The sequence below is a fragment of the Buttiauxella sp. JUb87 genome, from assembly GCF_004361975.1.
GTDB classification, from domain to species: Bacteria; Pseudomonadota; Gammaproteobacteria; order Enterobacterales; family Enterobacteriaceae; genus Buttiauxella; species Buttiauxella ferragutiae.
On sequence record NZ_SNVY01000003.1, the window covers coordinates 107,184 to 123,136 of the forward strand.

Sequence of the window (15,953 nt, forward strand, 5' to 3'; positions counted from 1 at the left end):
CGTCTCACAAAGATGTGACGAAGAGACAGCTCAGGGAGAGGGCCTGAGTGAGGGTGCTTTAGTAATCCCGGTAACTGTAAATCCCTGCCGCCAACACCAACTGTTGTGAAACCTCATGAGCTTTCTCACGGCTCACCAGTAAATCAATAATCTTCAGTGCAAAATCAATTGCCGTTCCCGGCCCCTGGCTGGTTAACAAGTTGACTCGCGGGTCCCAGACTATGCGTTTATCCTGCCACTGGGCTTCCGGAATGGTTTCTTTCAGGCCAGGAAAACCAGTCATATTCGCCACTGGAAATAGCTCATGTGGAACGAGTACCGTACCGGCTGCGGCACAAATGGCGGCGACAATACGCCCTGAAAGATGGAACTGGCGCACGGTTTCAACTAACAACGGGCTATCGCGAAAACACTCCGCGCCTTTCAATCCACCGGGTAGCACGATGATGTCGAACTCTCCGTCTGCCACTTCAACCAGCGGGGCATCCGCCAGTAGTTTTACCCCACGTGAACAGGTTATCGTCAGGTTTCCGTCGCTGGCAACGCTTGCTGTGGTGACGCTAATACCACCGCGAACCAGAAGATCAATTGTGGTGACCGCTTCTGTTTCTTCAGTTCCAGGAGCCAGGCAAACCAGTGCTCGAGCGCTCATATTCATTCTCCTTACGCTTAATCTGTTCATACAAGCGGCTGTTCACTGGCACAGACAGGCCATGGGTGCGCGCGCGTTGCAGTAAATAACCCGTGATGTAATCAATCTCGGTGTGGCGTTCGACTCGCACGTCCTGAAGCATTGATGAGATGTTCGCCGCCGTACTTTCGATAACGTTGCTGACATAATAAAGCAGGTCTTCGGCAGAGGTATGGTGGCCTTCGCGCTCCATCACCACCGCCACTTCCTGGCAAATCTCGGTGATTTCAAATTGATGATGGCGCAGCTCACCATTCGGGCAGTTGTAGAGTGCGGTCAGTGGGTTTATCACACAGTTTACCGCTAGCTTTTTCCAGTTGGCGAACTGAATATCGTTATGCCAGGCCATTTCAGGTAATGCGTGGTGCAGCATATCGGCAAGGAAACTAAAATCGTTGCCCGCTTCGTTTCCTGGTCCAATATGCGTGATGCCGTTCGCGACATGAATAATCAGGTTTCCGTCACGACGCGCCGCATGAGTGGTGACGCCAGACAACAGCGGCTGCGGGATTGTGCGCAATTCTTCAAGTGTACCCATGCCGTTGTGTAGCAGCAGAATAGGGCAGTGTACCGGTAGAGTACTGGCCAGGGTTTTCACAGCACCTGAAACCTGCCAGGCTTTCAGCGTTACCAGCAGTAAATCACTATTGGCGAGAAAATCAGGATCGTTGGCGATAAACGTTTGATTGAAGACGCTGCCATCGGTTTCAATCACGTTGACATGACAAAATGGCTGCGGCACACGCAACCATCCCTGAACTTCATGTCCTTGTTTAAAAAGTGATGCCAGCCAAAGTTGGCCGAGCGCACCGCAACCCAGCACGGTAATTTTCATTTTGCCTCCCCATCAGCGTTTAGCCACTGATGTTGTACATATTCTCTATTATACAGGGCTCTGGGCTGCTTTAACGGGTTGTTTTGCTCGGCTCAGCAGGTATTATGCAACGCAACAAGAAGAGAGGGAGAAGAAAGCATGCCATCTTTTGACATCGTGTCTGAAATTGATATCCAGGAAGTACGTAACGCGATTGAAAACGCGGAGCGCGAGGTTGCAACTCGTTTTGACTTCCGTAATGTGCCAGCAACGTTTGAACTGAATGAGAAAAATCAGTCCATTAAAGTTGCCAGCGAGTCTGATTTCCAGGTTAACCAACTGTTGGATATTCTTCGTGCCAAGCTGCTCAAGCGCGGTATCGAAGGGGCTTCAATTGATGTGCCGGAAGAGTTTGTGCACAGCGGTAAAACCTGGAGCGTGGAAGCTAAGCTCAAGCAGGGCATTGAATCTGCTATCGCCAAGAAAATCGTCAAGCTGATTAAAGACAGCAAGGCCAAAGTTCAGGTGCAGATTCAGGGTGAAGAACTGCGCGTAACGGGCAAGTCTCGCGACGATTTACAGGCCGCAATGGCGCTGGTTCGTGGTGGTGATTTGGGTCAGCCGTTCCAGTTTAAGAACTTCCGCGATTAAAGCTCGCCCTCACCCCGGCCCTCTCCTGCAGGAGAGGGGGAAAAGAATATTCCCTCTCCCTCAGGGAGAGGGTTAGGGTGAGGGTTGTTTTACCAACTGTTCAATCTCAAACCTGTTCGTCAGCTTACTGTCGATCTTCACGTAAGCGCTGCGCTCCTGCGCAATAATATTCACTTCACTTACGCCCGCTTGAGCCAGCAAACGCTGCTTCAAAGATTCATCGGCGGCGACATCTTCAGGCAGCTCAACTCGTAGGCTGGCGACATAAGGTGGTTCTGTCATGGTGCTACTGACCAGCAGCCATATCATTGCCAGTAATGCTCCCGCCAGGAAGACGGTTTGCGAATCAAACAACCCATCAATCCAGCCACCCAACGAACCGCCAATCGCCACGCCCAGGAACTGGCTGGTGGAGTAAATCCCCATCGCCGTACCTTTGTAACCCGCTGGCGATTCTTTACTGATCAGCGAAGGTAAAATAGCTTCCATCAGGTTAAAGGCGAGGAAGAACAACTGCACACCCAACACCAGTTCCCAGAAGTGCGGGCCTGAGCCCCAAAGCACGATTTCAGCAATCAGCAGCAGTGCCACGCAGCCAACAAACACGCGCTTCATGCGGCGTTTTACTTCTGCATAAATGATAAAAGGCACCACCGATGCAAAAGCGATAAGCATGGTGCAGAGGTAAATTTTCCAGTGCTCAGCCGCCGGGAAACCGGCTTGTTCGAGCTGGCCCGGAAGGGCGACAAACGTCGACATCAACATAATGTGCAGGCACATGATGCCAAAGTTGAGCTTGAGTAATTTCGGTTCCGCCAGCACTTTGCTAAAGCAGCCTTTGACCATGCCTGACTCGCGGTTCAGCACATGATTTTTGGAATTTGGCACCACCAACAGAGTTATCAGAATGCCGCAGGCTGCCAGAATCGCAATCATCCAGAACAAAGCATTTAAGCCAAGGCTATGAGTAATGATTGGGCCGAGGACCATCGCAATGGCGAACGTAACCCCAAAACTCACACCGATAAACGCCATCGCTTTGGTTCGGTTTTGCTCACGGGTTAAATCAGAAAGCAGTGCCATGACGGCTGCGGCAATGGCACCCGAGCCTTGCAACGCACGGCCAAGGATCACGCCCCAGATAGATTCAGAAAGTGCCGCAATCACGCTGCCGAGAACGAAAATCAGCAAGCCGCCAATAATCAGCGGTTTGCGGCCAATGCGGTCAGAAAGCAGGCCAAAAGGGATCTGGAAGATAGCTTGCGCCAGGCCATAAATACCGATGGCGATGCCAATCAGTGCTTCGCTTGCGCCCTGTAAGGCCATCCCATAAGTAGTAAGAACGGGCAGCACCATAAACATGCCGAGCATGCGCAGTGAAAAGACCGTGCCTAAACCCCACGTCGCACGTAACTCGACGGGCGTCATTTTATAATCGTTCATTACCACCTCAGATAAAATGCAGGCCTTAGTGTAGTGCGTGGGTAAAGGGGGGTAAATGGATACATTGATAGTACTAATAAAAAAGGGCACCGAAGTGCCCTTTTATCAGGTTCAGAACTTACCAGACGTAAGTCAGCAGATTGTGTGAATCTGGCACCATGAAATCGACCGACATCATCACGCTCAGTGAAGTGATAGCGACGATGGAAAAGACGAACAGTTTGCGCGCCCAGACTTTATCGTCTTCCACTTTATATCCGCGTAATGCCATGCCCAACCACCAGACGCTCACCGCAGCAGCTACCACCAGATATTTATATCCAGCGTAACCGCCCAGAGTCAGCATCAGCGTGGCAACAGCGAACGCAATGATATACAGCGTGATGTGGTTCTTGGCGACCGAAATCCCTTTAACCACTGGCAACACCGGAATGTTAGCAGCCTGGTAATCTTTAAAGCGGAAGATGGCAATCGCATAGGAATGCGGCATCTGCCACAGGCTAAAGATAGCCAGCAGGATCAAAGCACCAGTATCAAACTCGCCGGTCACCGCACAGTAACCAATCACTGGCGGTGCTGCACCGGAAAGGCTGCCAATCAGTGTGCCGTAGACAGATTTGCGCTTCATGTACAGGCTATAAACGCCGACATAAACCACAAAGCCCATCACGCCTAACCACATGGCTAGCGGATTAGCACCAAACCACAGCAGCATGAAGCCAGCAATACCCAACAAGGTGGCGTATACCAGCGAGGTTTTCGGCGCAATCAGGCCTTTGACCAGAACCCTGTTCTTGGTTCGCTCCATCTTGCGGTCGATGTCACGGTCGATGAAGTTGTTATATACACAACCCGACGCCACGACCAACGACACCCCAACAAGAGTGGAGATGAACAGGGAATAATCAATGCTGCCCTTTGAGGCCAGTAAAAATCCCCCAATGACAGAAATTAAATTGCCGAAAATAATTCCTGGTTTAGTGACTTGTAGGTACCGCTTCATCATATAGGCTGCTCTTAGTGAACCATCATGTTCTGGTTGAGGTTCCACATAATCCAGATAGAGCCGACCACCAGAATGGCTATTATCAGTGCGGTAAAGACAAAGGCCACCAGGTTCCAACGCTCTTCAGAAGAGGTATTCATGTGCAGGAAGCACACCAGGTGAACCAAAATCTGTACCACGGCACTAACCAGTACCGTGCCGAGAATCACGGCATGGGAGGCTGTTCCTGACATCACCATCCAGAACGGGATTGCCGTTAGGATTATCGACAGGATAAAGCCGGTCAGATACGTTTTAACGCTACCGTGGTGGGCGCCTGCGTGTTCAGTTGAATGACTCATTACATCGCCCCCATCAGATAAACAACAGAGAATACGCAGATCCATACTACGTCCAGGAAGTGCCAGAACAAGCTCAGGCACATCAGGCGAGTACGGTTAGCGCTGGTCAGGCCGCGACGGTAGACGTGGAACATCATCAACGCCATCCAGACCAGACCAGAAGTCACGTGCAGACCGTGCGTTCCGACCAGGGCAAAGAAGCCTGACAGGAAGCCGCTACGATCCGGCCCGAAACCTTCTTTAATCAGGTGATGGAATTCATAGATTTCCATCCCGACGAAGCCCGCACCAAACAGGAAAGTCAGCGCCAGCCAGGAGATAACCTGGCTCTTGTTGTCTTTGTTCATGGCGATGATCGCCATGCCGTAAGTGATGGAGCTGAACAACAGCAGGGCAGTTTCGACCAGCACAAACGGCAGTTCGAAAATGTCTTTCCCTGCCGGGCCGCCGGCAGTGCCGTTCACCAGAACAGCATAAGTAGCAAACAAGCAACAGAACAGAATGCAGTCGCTCATCAGGTAGATCCAGAAACCAAAGACCTTATTGGTTCCTGCATCGTGATGCCCATGCTCAGCGGCGTGGGCGTTAGCGTGAGTGAGAGTTTCAGTTGACATTTTTCAGCCCTGCTTTGGTAATTTCATCGAAATGCTGGTTTTCCAGTTTTTCGACTTCCGCAACCGGAACGTAGTAATCCACATCTTCGTCGAAGCTTTTCGCAATCCAGGTGATGATGATGCCGGCAAAGCCAACAATCGCCAGCCACCAGATGTGCCAGATCATCGCGAAACCAAACACGGTAGCGAACGCGGCAATAATGATGCCCGCAGCGCTGTTACGTGGCATATGAATTTCTTCATAATGCGCTGGCTGTTTGTACGCTTCGCCTTTCTCTTTCATTTCCCAGAATGCATCACGCTCATGAACGTGTGGCAAGTGGGCAAAGTTGTAGAACGGAGGAGGGGAGGAGGTTGCCCACTCCAGCGTACGGCCACCCCACGGGTCACCGGTCAGGTCGCGGTTCTGCTCACGGTCACGAATTGAGACGTAGAACTGAATCAGCTGGCACAGGATGCCCAGAGCAATCAGCGCGGCACCACAAGCTGCAACAACCAGCAGAGTGTGGAACTGCGGATCAATCTGCTGGCTCAGACGACGGGTCATACCCATGAAGCCCAGCACGTACAACGGCATAAATGCTACGAAGAAGCCGATGATCCAGAACCAGAAGGCGCGCTTGCCCCATGTTTCATTCAGCGTGAAGCCAAAGGCTTTTGGCCACCAGTAAGTCAGGCCTGCGAAGCAACCGAATACCACACCACCGATAATCACGTTATGGAAGTGAGCAATCAGGAACAGACTGTTATGCAGGACGAAGTCAGCACCCGGAACCGCTAACAGAACACCGGTCATGCCACCGATAGAGAAGGTGACGACGAAACCAATGGTCCACAGCATTGCGGAGTTGAACTCAATACGGCCTTGATACATGGTGAACAGCCAGTTGAAGATCTTCACCCCGGTCGGGATGGCGATAATCATGGTGGCGATACCAAAGAAGGCGTTAACGTTCGCGCCGCTGCCCATGGTGAAGAAGTGGTGCAGCCAAACGATGAACGACAGTACCGTAATCGCGATGGTCGCCCACACCAGAGAGGTGTAACCGAACAGGCGTTTTTTCGAGAATGTCGCAACCACTTCAGAGAACACACCAAACACCGGCAGCACCAGAATATAAACTTCCGGATGGCCCCATGCCCAGATGAGGTTGATATACATCATCATGTTGCCACCCATATCATTGGTAAAGAAATGGGTGCCAAGGTAGCGGTCAAGGGTTAACAGTGCGACGGTCACGGTGAAGATTGGGAATGCCGCGATAATCAGTACGTTGGTACACAGCGAAGCCCAGGTAAACACCGGCATTTTGAACATTGTCATGCCAGGCGTACGCATATTAAGGATAGTAACGAAGAAGTTAATACCCGTTAATGTCGTACCGATACCCGAGAGTTGCAGTGCCCATATCCAGTAGTCGACGCCGACCCCCGGACTGTATTCAATGCCTGATAGCGGTGGATAAGCCACCCAACCGGTTTGCGCGAATTCACCTACCCCAAGAGACAGGTTAACCAGCACCACACCCACAACGGTGAACCAGAAGCTCAGGTTGTTCAGGAATGGGAAGGCTACGTCACGCGCACCAATCTGCAACGGCACGACAACGTTCATCAGGCCGATAACAAATGGCATCGCTACGAAGAAGATCATGATTACGCCGTGGGCGGTAAAGATCTGGTCGTAGTGATGAGGTGGCAGGAAGCCTGCTTCTCCGGCGGAGGCCAGCACTTGCTGACTACGCATCATGATGGCATCGGCAAAGCCACGCAGCAGCATGACGATAGCGACGATCACATACATGATGCCGAGGCGTTTGTGGTCAACCGAGGTGAACCACTCTTTCCATAAATATTCCCACTTACCGAAGTAAGTGATAGCTGCAACTAGCGCCAGTCCCCCGACGATAATTGCTGCCACCGTAACCATGATAATGGGTTCATGGTATGGGACTGAATCCAGTGTAAGTTTTCCGAACATCGTATTATTCCTCGGCCCCTTAGTGAGAGGTTTCCGCGTGACTCATGTCCATGCCTTCCATACCTTCATGTGCTGCGTGCTCACCTTCTGGCTGGGTCATGTCCATGCTCTTCCCGTGTCCCATGAATTTGTTAATAACGTCTTTAAACAAATCAGGTTTAACAGCGGAGAAGTATTCGACTTTGTTGTATTCGCTTGGTGCTGCAAGCTTCTCGTAAGTCGCCATGTCATTCATGACTTCTGGAGATTGTTTCGCTTTAGCAACCCATTGGTTAAAGGTATCCATATCCGGTGTGGCGATAGCCTTAAACTTCATACCGGAGAAACCTTTACCGCTGTAGTTAGACGAAATACCGTCGTAGGTGCCTGCTTCGTCTGCAATCAGGTGCAATTTAGTCTGCATACCTGCCATTGCGTAGATCTGGCTACCCAGTTGCGGAATAAAGAAGGAGTTCATCACCGAGTTAGAAGTGATTTTGAATTCCACCGGGGTGTTGGCCGGGAAGGCAATTTCATTAACCGTTGCAATACCTTGCTCTGGATAGATGAAGAACCATTTCCAGTCCATAGCGATAACTTCGATGGTCACCGGCTTCGCATCGTGAACAAGCGGTTTGCTTGGCTCAAGAGCGTGCGTGGTTTTCCAGGTTAGTACCGCGAGGAAGATGACGATAAGGATAGGAATCGTCCAGACCACAGCTTCAACTTTGTTCGAGTGCGACCAGTTGGGGCTGTATTTGGCGTTTTTGTTTGAAGCACGATACTTCCAGGCAAAACCGATAGCCATTGCGATAGCGGGTATAACGACTATCAACATCAGCCCAATAGCTGTCAGTATCAATGAACGTTGTTCCAGTCCAATTTGTCCTTTGGGGTCCAGAAGCGCAGAATCACAGCCACTCAGTAAAAAAGTGCCTGTAATTAATGCCAACCATCCCAAACTTTTATTGTATTTCCTGAGTCTCATTTAACGACCTCAATTCCGGGGAGCTCTAATTGTCGTTTAAAGTGTGAAGGCATTTTACGGGAAGGTTACATTACTGTAAACATGAATGGCGTAGTGTCAGTAGGGTGTTACCGGGTTCTGCCAACAATGTCACATAGAATGCAACAAACTGTAAAATATCGAGATAGCCCGCAGGCTGGCTGAGTTATAACGAAAACCTGCTTTGTCACAAATAGTACAGGTTAATTGGTATAACCAATCATTTTAATAAACATAATTTTAACAAATTAGCATCAATTGCTAAACGAAATGATCTACAAATTTATTTAACCAAAAGCTGAATCGGTTAAAGGCAGGGGGGAAATAATTTTCCTGCTAATAATGTAAAAAAAGAGTTTTGCTGACGAGAAATAATTCACCCCAGACAACGTTGTGTGTTAATCGAACAATATAGTTACACACCGAAACTTATTATTTTTATTTACCTACGACTTCTACATTAAAGCTGTTTTCCGTAAGGCCAGGTAATCAAGTAACCCGCCAAACACAATCCCACCGATAGCAAACAACGCTCCCCACTCCAGGAACTGAATGTTGAACGCCCAATTAGTCAGACCCGTAGCGTTGGTAATCAACACCACAAGCCAGACCGCCAGAAGTGCACAACCTAGCATTAACGCTCTTAGCGCAATGCGATAGGCTGAAGAAAACTCGCTTCGCGGTAAGAAACTATCGTTATTCTGGGTGTATTCCAGCGTGGTTCTGCAAACCAACAGGAGCAGGATGCCCGGCACTGCTGCAACAACGGAGAATAAATAAAACGTCGGCCAGCCCTGAGCTTCAACGAACCAACCGGCTATCGGCCCCACGTAAACTCGCCCTACGGCGGAGAGTGCAGATAGCAGCGCAAATTGGGTCGCAGAAAACGATTTATTACATAACGTCATCAGCAGCGCGACAAATGCTGCTGTGCCCATACCGCCACAGAGATTTTCAAAGAAGACCGCTGAAGCCATGCTGATCATATGCTTATCGGTTATCGACAGGAGCCAATAACCCGCGTTGGAAACCCCCTGTAAAATGCCAAATATTAGCAGGGCGCGGAACAGCGACAGGCGCTGCATCAAAATGCCGCCGTACAAGGCACCGATAATGGTGGCAATCAGACCCAGTGATTTATTCACCATGCCGACTTCACCCGCGTCAAAACCCACACCACGGATCAAAAATGTGGTGGTTAAACTCATGGCGAATGCATCGCCAAGTTTGTACATCACAATCAGCAGCAGAATGAGCCACGCATTGTTGCGACCAAAAAAATCACGCAGCGGGGCGACGACTGCTTGTTCCAGGCTTCTGGGAACCGGTATCGCGTCAGTCGGTTCTGGGGCCAGTAAAGTTGCGATGATACATGGCAACATCAGTGCCGCCATCAGCCAGTACATGCCTTGCCAGCCGAGGTGTCTGTCGGCAAGCCAGAGCGCTAAACCACCAGAAACTAACATTGCCAGGCGGTAGCCCAACACGCTGATTGCCGCGCCTGTACCCCGTTCTTCGGCCGGGAGAACATCGGTTTTCCAGGCATCAAAGACGATATCTTGCGAGGCAGAGCAAAAAGCAATAATAACGGCCAGTGCCGCCATCCACCGCAATTGCGAACCGGGTTCCAGAAAACCCATACCGGCAATCGCAACCAACAGCAGTATCTGTGTAATCAGCAACCAACCACGCCGCCGACCGAGCAGCGGTGGCGTATATCTGTCCATCACTGGCGACCACAGGAACTTAAACACATAGGCTTGCCCGACGAGCGAGAAGAAACCAATGGTTTTAAGATCGATGTTCTCAACCGTCATCCATGCCTGAAGTGTGCCGGAGGTGAGAGCGAGAGGGAGGCCAGAAGCAAAGCCTAGAATCAACAGGATGGCTGATTTAGGCTGCTGAAAAAGACGAAGATAATGGTTGGGCATACTTTGCTCTGCAGCCAGCCCGCATGACACGGGCTGGTGGGGTATTAATTAACGAGCGTTCTGCTTAATAAAGTCATGAACGCTGGTGTCCTGGGCCATATCAGCAATGGTATCAGTCAATACAGAGTTTACTGCATTGGCGATATTCTTGTTGGTCGCCTGGAAAGCACCTTCTACGTTGTAATTAGAACGGTAGTTTTTGTTCAGCTTATTGCCATTTTTCGCCGTCGCAATAATCATGATGTCAGCTTTGGTGGCGATGTTGTAACGCACGCTGCCCTGAGACACGTCAGCATACAATTGGTTTACGATGATTTGCAGGTCAACCGGGCTGCTTGGCCCAACCATATAACCACGAGCAGTCATCTGTTTTTCCAGCACTTCTTGCAGCAGGAAACGCAGGTCACGTGATGGAGTCAACGTCACTAATTGGTTATCGCGGCTGACTTTTGCCAGAGCCTGGTCTTTGCGCTGATCTGCACCATTGATACTTACAGTTACGCCCATCAGGCTTGGATCTTGCTGTGGCAGGCTGATAGTTGGAGAAACATCAATGGTGGTTGGTGGTGTTGCGCAGCTGGCCAGCATAAAAATGGCAACCAACGGGAAGAATAATTTTTTTAACATGTTCGCTATCTCAATGTACTCAAGGGGCAGGCAGATAAAAAATCACGCCATCATAACACTGCGGATGCCCAGTGGAAGCAGTTAACGCACGTAATTTCATCGCGTTGCGCTTTTTCTGAGCGGTTGCAAAGCAATCTGACCATTTTGGTCTCGATTAGTGCCGTAATCACATTAAGCTACAGGGGCTTGGGTAAGAAAATCAGACGAAAGCTAAATAATTGTTGTTATTCTGTTATTAAAACGGCAAAAAGCGGCTAACATTTAAAGGGATGAGTGGCATCTCTACGCAGTCGAGGAGAAAGTTCATGATGATACGCGAGCAAATAGAATCAAAATTAAGGGCAGCGTTTGAACCCGTGTTCCTGGAAGTCGTGGATGAAAGCTATCGTCACAATGTCCCGGCGGGTTCGGAGAGCCATTTCAAAGTGGTTCTTGTGAGTGACCGTTTCGCCGGCGAGCGTTTTTTAAATCGCCATCGAATGATTTACGGCACCTTAAGTGCTGAACTCTCTACCACTGTTCATGCGTTGGCTCTGCACACCTACACCATTAAGGAATGGGAAGGGTTGCAGGATACGATTTTCGCCTCTCCACCTTGCCGTGGAGCAGGAACAATCGCCTGAAGTTAACCTTCAGGCTTGCAACTGAGGGAACTTTTCCTTTATGTTGCGGTATATGAATCGTGTTTTATAAACGGCCTACGGGCCGTTTTGTTTTGTCTGAAATAGCCGTTGTTAACGCAAGGCTTGGGCAATAAATCCAAAAGAACTGTGAAAAGGGCCGCAGCAACACTGTGTTGCCGTTCTCGACTCACCTTGGTGATGCCGCTATAATGCTGCGTCTTATTTTTCGGAATGTCTTCGGGACGATTCTGACGACAGGGAATGTGATTCTGATTCAGAAGGCATCCCGGTTCTGTGAAGCGCAATTGAGCGTTTCCAGAGTTGACCGAGCACTGTGATTTTTTGAGGTAACAAGATGCAAGTTTCAGTTGAAACCACTCAGGGCCTTGGCCGCCGTCTCACGATTACTATCGCTGCAGACAGCATCGAAACCGCTGTAAAAAGCGAGCTGGTCAACGTGGCAAAGAAAGCCCGTATCGACGGTTTCCGTAAAGGAAAAGTGCCGATGACTGTTATCGCACAACGCTATGGCGCTTCTGTTCGCCAGGACGTGTTGGGCGAACTGATGAGCCGCAACTTCGTTGACGCGATCATCAAAGAAAAAATCAATCCAGCTGGTGCACCGAACTACGTTCCAGGCGAATACAAACTGGGCGAAGACTTCACCTACGCGGTTGAGTTTGAAGTGTACCCAGAAGTTGAGCTGCAAGGTCTGGAAGCAATCGAAGTTGAAAAACCGGTTGTTGAAGTGACTGACGAAGACGTTGATGCAATGCTGGACACCCTGCGTAAACAGCAAGCGACCTGGAAAGATTCAGAAGCTGCTGCAACTGCAGAAGACCGCGTAACTATCGACTTCACCGGCTCTGTTGACGGCGAAGTATTCGAAGGCGGCAAAGCATCTGACTTCGTACTGGCAATGGGCCAGGGTCGTATGATCCCAGGCTTCGAAGACGGTCTGGTTGGTCACAAAGCTGGCGAAGAATTCACTATCGAAGTGACCTTCCCGGAAGATTACCACGCTGAAAACCTGAAAGGTAAAGCGGCTAAGTTCGACATCGTTCTGAAGAAAGTTGAAGAGCGTGAACTGCCAGAATTTACTGAAGAATTCATCAAGCGCTTTGGCGTTGAAGATGGTTCTGTTGCAGGCCTGCGTACCGAAGTGCGTAAAAACATGGATCGTGAGCTGAAAGGTGCTGTGCGTAACCGCATCAAGTCTCAAGCAATCGACGGTCTGGTTGACGCGAACAATATCGACGTTCCAGCAGCACTGATCGACAGCGAAATCGACGTTCTGCGTCGCCAGGCTGCACAGCGTTTTGGTGGCAACGAGAAACAAGCGCTGGAACTGCCACGTGAATTGTTCGAAGAACAAGCTAAACGTCGCGTAGTTGTTGGCCTGCTGCTGGGCGAAGTGATTCGTACCCATGAGCTGAAAGCTGACGAAGAACGCGTTAAAGGTCTGATCGAAGAAATGGCTTCTGCCTACGAAGATCCGACTGAAGTTATCGAGTTCTACGGCAAAAACAAAGAACTGATGGACAACATGCGTAATGTTGCTCTGGAAGAACAAGCTGTTGAAGCCGTACTGTCTAAAGCGAAAGTGTCTGAAAAAGCGACTACCTTTAGCGAACTGATGAACCAGCAAGCGTAAGCATAATTTTTGGCATCATCGCCAAAATATTGCTGCATCAAGCCCGTCACCTACTGGTGGCGGGCTTTTTTTATCAGTGACTCTCTGAAAACCCATCAATAAAACGCAGTTTCAGGGTTAGCGTAACAAGAAAAGGTTGTTATGCTTGAAACAGGGTAAGCTCATCCCCATAAATACGGGTATGGCTCAAACATGGATCCCTGACTGATAATCCGTCCAGATAAGGTGATAGGCGGCAAGGAGCGTAGTCTTCTTTTGGCGCCTCAAGTAGAATCAGTGCAGCAGGTATCGAAGGCAAAATTATTCCAGGAGACGGAAATGTCATACAGTGGCGAAAGAGATCAATTTGCACCCCATATGGCCCTGGTGCCGATGGTTGTTGAACAGACATCGCGTGGCGAACGTTCATACGATATCTATTCCCGTCTGCTCAAGGAACGTGTCATCTTTATGACAGGCCAGGTCGAAGACCATATGGCTAATCTGATTGTGGCGCAGATGCTGTTTTTGGAAGCTGAAAACCCAGAAAAAGACATCTATCTCTACATCAACTCACCAGGTGGCGTCATTACCGCTGGTATGTCTATCTACGATACGATGCAATTTATTAAACCAGATGTCAGCACTATCTGTATGGGACAAGCCTGTTCAATGGGCGCCTTCCTGCTGACCGCTGGGGCTAAAGGTAAGCGTTTCTGCTTGCCGAACTCACGAGTGATGATTCACCAGCCGCTGGGTGGCTATCAGGGCCAGGCAACGGATATCGAAATCCATGCGCGCGAAATTCTGAAAGTGAAAGCTCGTATGAACGAACTCATGGCGCAACATACTGGTAAGTCTCTGGAAGAAATCGAAAGAGACACCGAGCGTGACCGTTTCCTCGCGGCAAGCGAGGCGGTAGAGTACGGATTAGTTGACTCAATCCTGACTCACCGTAGCTAACGCCCGAAAACAGTGAGCCGTATACTATAGTTGAAGTAGCGGCTCATAGCGCGCTTACGATTGGCTGCGCCGTAGAATGGCACTTGTGCCGTCCAGTACGGTGCAAAGAAACAGAAAAGAGGTTTTACCGATGACAGATAAGCGCAAAGACGGTTCAGGCAAATTACTGTACTGCTCTTTTTGCGGCAAAAGCCAGCATGAAGTGCGTAAACTGATTGCCGGGCCGTCAGTGTATATCTGCGATGAGTGTGTCGATTTATGTAACGACATTATTCGCGAAGAGATTAAAGAAGTCGCGCCGCATCGCGAACGTAGTGCGCTGCCGACTCCGCATGAAATCCGTCACCATCTCGATGATTACGTCATCGGTCAGGAACAGGCTAAGAAAGTCCTGGCGGTTGCGGTTTATAACCATTACAAACGTCTGCGTAACGGCGACAGCACCAACGGTATCGAACTGGGCAAAAGTAACATTTTGCTCATCGGGCCGACCGGTAGCGGGAAAACCCTGCTGGCTGAAACCCTGGCGCGTTTGCTGGATGTTCCATTCACCATGGCTGATGCCACAACGTTAACCGAAGCGGGTTACGTGGGTGAAGATGTCGAAAACATCATCCAGAAACTGCTACAGAAGTGCGATTACGATGTGCAGAAAGCACAGCGCGGTATCGTGTATATCGATGAGATCGACAAAATCTCCCGCAAATCTGATAACCCGTCCATCACCCGTGATGTGTCTGGTGAAGGTGTGCAGCAGGCGTTGCTGAAACTTATCGAAGGTACTGTTGCGGCGGTTCCACCACAGGGTGGCCGTAAGCATCCACAACAAGAATTCTTGCAGGTTGATACCTCTAAGATTCTGTTTATCTGTGGCGGTGCATTTGCAGGGCTGGATAAAGTTATTGCTAACCGCGTTGAAACCGGTTCAGGCATTGGCTTTGGTGCGACCGTAAAAGGTAAATCTCAGAAGGCGACCGAAGGCCAGTTGTTAGGCCAGGTTGAGCCAGAAGATTTGATCAAGTTTGGTCTGATCCCTGAGTTTATCGGCCGTCTGCCAGTGGTTGCTACGCTGACCGAACTGAGCGAAGAAGCGCTGATTCAAATCCTGAAAGAGCCGAAAAACGCCCTGACCAAGCAGTACCAGGCGTTGTTCAATCTGGAAGGCGTGGATCTGGAATTCCGCGACGAAGCACTGGATGCGATTGCTAAGAAAGCAATGGCACGTAAAACGGGTGCTCGTGGTCTGCGTTCCATCGTAGAAGGCGCATTGCTGGATACCATGTACGACCTTCCTTCTATGGAAGATGTCGAGAAAGTGGTGATTGACGAGTCCGTCATCGACGGTCAAAGCAAACCATTATTAATTTATGGTAAGCCGGAAGCACAACAAGCATCCGGTGAATAATTCGCCAAAATAACCAGTCAGTTAGTATAAAAAGGGGGATTTATATCCCCCTTTTGCTTTTCCTTCATTCCTGGCATTGAATGCTCTGGAAACATCCCCATATACTGACTTACTTGTTGGTGATGTCATGATATTCGTCATCCTTCAAACCGCAGGTGCGTTGACTGCACCCACTCGCTCCAGTCACATAGTCAACTATGCTCCTGGAGATTCGTGGTCTGGTCGCCTTGCTGCAATTTGAATGA

At 49.8% G+C, this 15,953-nt stretch carries 15 protein-coding genes; 5 read left to right on the top strand and 10 right to left on the bottom strand.

The features are described from left to right. Positions 1 to 58: 58 nt before the first annotated feature. Together yajL and panE are read right to left on the bottom strand one after the other, a co-directional pair. Positions 59 to 652, bottom strand: a complete 594-nt coding sequence (gene yajL, locus EC843_RS12615) for a protein deglycase YajL (RefSeq protein ID WP_064549155.1) — start codon at positions 650 to 652, stop codon at positions 59 to 61. Then, a complete protein-coding gene (gene panE / locus EC843_RS12620) occupies positions 612 to 1,526 on the bottom strand; it encodes a 2-dehydropantoate 2-reductase (protein WP_133522332.1) in 915 nt (304 codons plus the stop codon). The genes yajL and panE overlap by 41 nt, the downstream gene beginning before the upstream one ends. Positions 1,527 to 1,664: 138 nt before the next feature. Between panE and EC843_RS12625 the strand changes: the two genes are divergently transcribed. After that, entirely contained in the window at positions 1,665 to 2,156 is a 492-nt protein-coding gene (locus EC843_RS12625) for a YajQ family cyclic di-GMP-binding protein (protein ID WP_034457969.1), read from the top strand. A gap of 72 nt (positions 2,157 to 2,228) precedes the next feature. On the opposite strand, the gene EC843_RS12630 is transcribed toward EC843_RS12625, so the two are convergent. From EC843_RS12630 to EC843_RS12665, 8 genes are all read right to left on the bottom strand, one after another. Next, entirely contained in the window at positions 2,229 to 3,599 is a 1,371-nt protein-coding gene (locus tag EC843_RS12630) for an MFS transporter (protein WP_121814219.1), read from the bottom strand. A 118-nt stretch (positions 3,600 to 3,717) separates the two neighbouring features. Then, the gene (cyoE, locus tag EC843_RS12635; protein ID WP_064549149.1) at positions 3,718 to 4,605 is read right to left on the bottom strand and encodes a heme o synthase; all 888 of its coding nucleotides are present in this window, start codon (positions 4,603 to 4,605) and stop codon (positions 3,718 to 3,720) included. A gap of 11 nt (positions 4,606 to 4,616) precedes the next feature. Next, complete coding sequence (locus tag EC843_RS12640; RefSeq protein ID WP_064549147.1) at positions 4,617 to 4,946, bottom strand: cytochrome o ubiquinol oxidase subunit IV; 330 nt, start codon at positions 4,944 to 4,946, stop codon at positions 4,617 to 4,619. Then, on the bottom strand, positions 4,946 to 5,560 hold the full coding sequence (locus tag EC843_RS12645) for a cytochrome o ubiquinol oxidase subunit III (protein WP_064549145.1): 615 nt from the start codon (positions 5,558 to 5,560) through the stop codon (positions 4,946 to 4,948). The genes EC843_RS12640 and EC843_RS12645 overlap by 1 nt, the downstream gene beginning before the upstream one ends. Beyond that, the gene (gene cyoB / locus EC843_RS12650) at positions 5,550 to 7,541 is read right to left on the bottom strand and encodes a cytochrome o ubiquinol oxidase subunit I (RefSeq protein ID WP_121814218.1); all 1,992 of its coding nucleotides are present in this window, start codon (positions 7,539 to 7,541) and stop codon (positions 5,550 to 5,552) included. The genes EC843_RS12645 and cyoB overlap by 11 nt, the downstream gene beginning before the upstream one ends. Positions 7,542 to 7,560: 19 nt before the next feature. Beyond that, on the bottom strand, positions 7,561 to 8,508 hold the full coding sequence (gene cyoA, locus EC843_RS12655; protein WP_121814217.1) for a cytochrome o ubiquinol oxidase subunit II: 948 nt from the start codon (positions 8,506 to 8,508) through the stop codon (positions 7,561 to 7,563). Positions 8,509 to 8,981: 473 nt separating this feature from the next. Further along, positions 8,982 to 10,457 (bottom strand): muropeptide MFS transporter AmpG, encoded by a 1,476-nt coding sequence (gene ampG, locus EC843_RS12660; RefSeq protein ID WP_133522333.1) that lies wholly within the window; start codon positions 10,455 to 10,457, stop codon positions 8,982 to 8,984. 48 nt (positions 10,458 to 10,505) lie between these two features. Further along, positions 10,506 to 11,084: a lipoprotein gene (locus EC843_RS12665; protein WP_064549138.1), complete on the bottom strand. Its 579-nt coding sequence runs from the start codon at positions 11,082 to 11,084 to the stop codon at positions 10,506 to 10,508. 305 nt (positions 11,085 to 11,389) lie between these two features. Here EC843_RS12665 and bolA point away from each other — a divergent pair, with 305 nt between their 5' ends. The 4 genes from bolA (at position 11,390) to clpX (ending at position 15,708) form a co-directional block, all read left to right on the top strand. Next, positions 11,390 to 11,707 carry a transcriptional regulator BolA gene (gene bolA / locus EC843_RS12670; protein ID WP_064549136.1) on the top strand — a complete coding sequence of 106 codons (318 nt, stop codon included), beginning with the start codon at positions 11,390 to 11,392 and terminating at the stop codon, positions 11,705 to 11,707. Between the two features lie 355 nt (positions 11,708 to 12,062). Next, complete coding sequence (gene tig / locus EC843_RS12675) at positions 12,063 to 13,361, top strand: trigger factor (protein ID WP_064549134.1); 1,299 nt, start codon at positions 12,063 to 12,065, stop codon at positions 13,359 to 13,361. Between the two features lie 318 nt (positions 13,362 to 13,679). After that, the gene (gene clpP / locus EC843_RS12680) at positions 13,680 to 14,303 is read left to right on the top strand and encodes an ATP-dependent Clp endopeptidase proteolytic subunit ClpP (RefSeq protein ID WP_034457992.1); all 624 of its coding nucleotides are present in this window, start codon (positions 13,680 to 13,682) and stop codon (positions 14,301 to 14,303) included. A gap of 130 nt (positions 14,304 to 14,433) precedes the next feature. Continuing rightward, complete coding sequence (gene clpX / locus EC843_RS12685; protein ID WP_034457994.1) at positions 14,434 to 15,708, top strand: ATP-dependent protease ATP-binding subunit ClpX; 1,275 nt, start codon at positions 14,434 to 14,436, stop codon at positions 15,706 to 15,708. Positions 15,709 to 15,953 lie beyond the last annotated feature (245 nt).

Coding starts and splice junctions, on each gene's coding strand:
- yajL (WP_064549155.1), bottom strand. CDS start 652: ATGAGCGCTCGAGCACTGGTTTGCCTGGCTCCTGGAACTGAAGAAACA.
- panE (WP_133522332.1), bottom strand. CDS start 1,526: ATGAAAATTACCGTGCTGGGTTGCGGTGCGCTCGGCCAACTTTGGCTG.
- EC843_RS12625 (WP_034457969.1), top strand. CDS start 1,665: ATGCCATCTTTTGACATCGTGTCTGAAATTGATATCCAGGAAGTACGT.
- EC843_RS12630 (WP_121814219.1), bottom strand. CDS start 3,599: ATGAACGATTATAAAATGACGCCCGTCGAGTTACGTGCGACGTGGGGT.
- cyoE (WP_064549149.1), bottom strand. CDS start 4,605: ATGATGAAGCGGTACCTACAAGTCACTAAACCAGGAATTATTTTCGGC.
- EC843_RS12640 (WP_064549147.1), bottom strand. CDS start 4,946: ATGAGTCATTCAACTGAACACGCAGGCGCCCACCACGGTAGCGTTAAA.
- EC843_RS12645 (WP_064549145.1), bottom strand. CDS start 5,560: ATGTCAACTGAAACTCTCACTCACGCTAACGCCCACGCCGCTGAGCAT.
- cyoB (WP_121814218.1), bottom strand. CDS start 7,541: ATGTTCGGAAAACTTACACTGGATTCAGTCCCATACCATGAACCCATT.
- cyoA (WP_121814217.1), bottom strand. CDS start 8,508: ATGAGACTCAGGAAATACAATAAAAGTTTGGGATGGTTGGCATTAATT.
- ampG (WP_133522333.1), bottom strand. CDS start 10,457: ATGCCCAACCATTATCTTCGTCTTTTTCAGCAGCCTAAATCAGCCATC.
- EC843_RS12665 (WP_064549138.1), bottom strand. CDS start 11,084: ATGTTAAAAAAATTATTCTTCCCGTTGGTTGCCATTTTTATGCTGGCC.
- bolA (WP_064549136.1), top strand. CDS start 11,390: ATGATGATACGCGAGCAAATAGAATCAAAATTAAGGGCAGCGTTTGAA.
- tig (WP_064549134.1), top strand. CDS start 12,063: ATGCAAGTTTCAGTTGAAACCACTCAGGGCCTTGGCCGCCGTCTCACG.
- clpP (WP_034457992.1), top strand. CDS start 13,680: ATGTCATACAGTGGCGAAAGAGATCAATTTGCACCCCATATGGCCCTG.
- clpX (WP_034457994.1), top strand. CDS start 14,434: ATGACAGATAAGCGCAAAGACGGTTCAGGCAAATTACTGTACTGCTCT.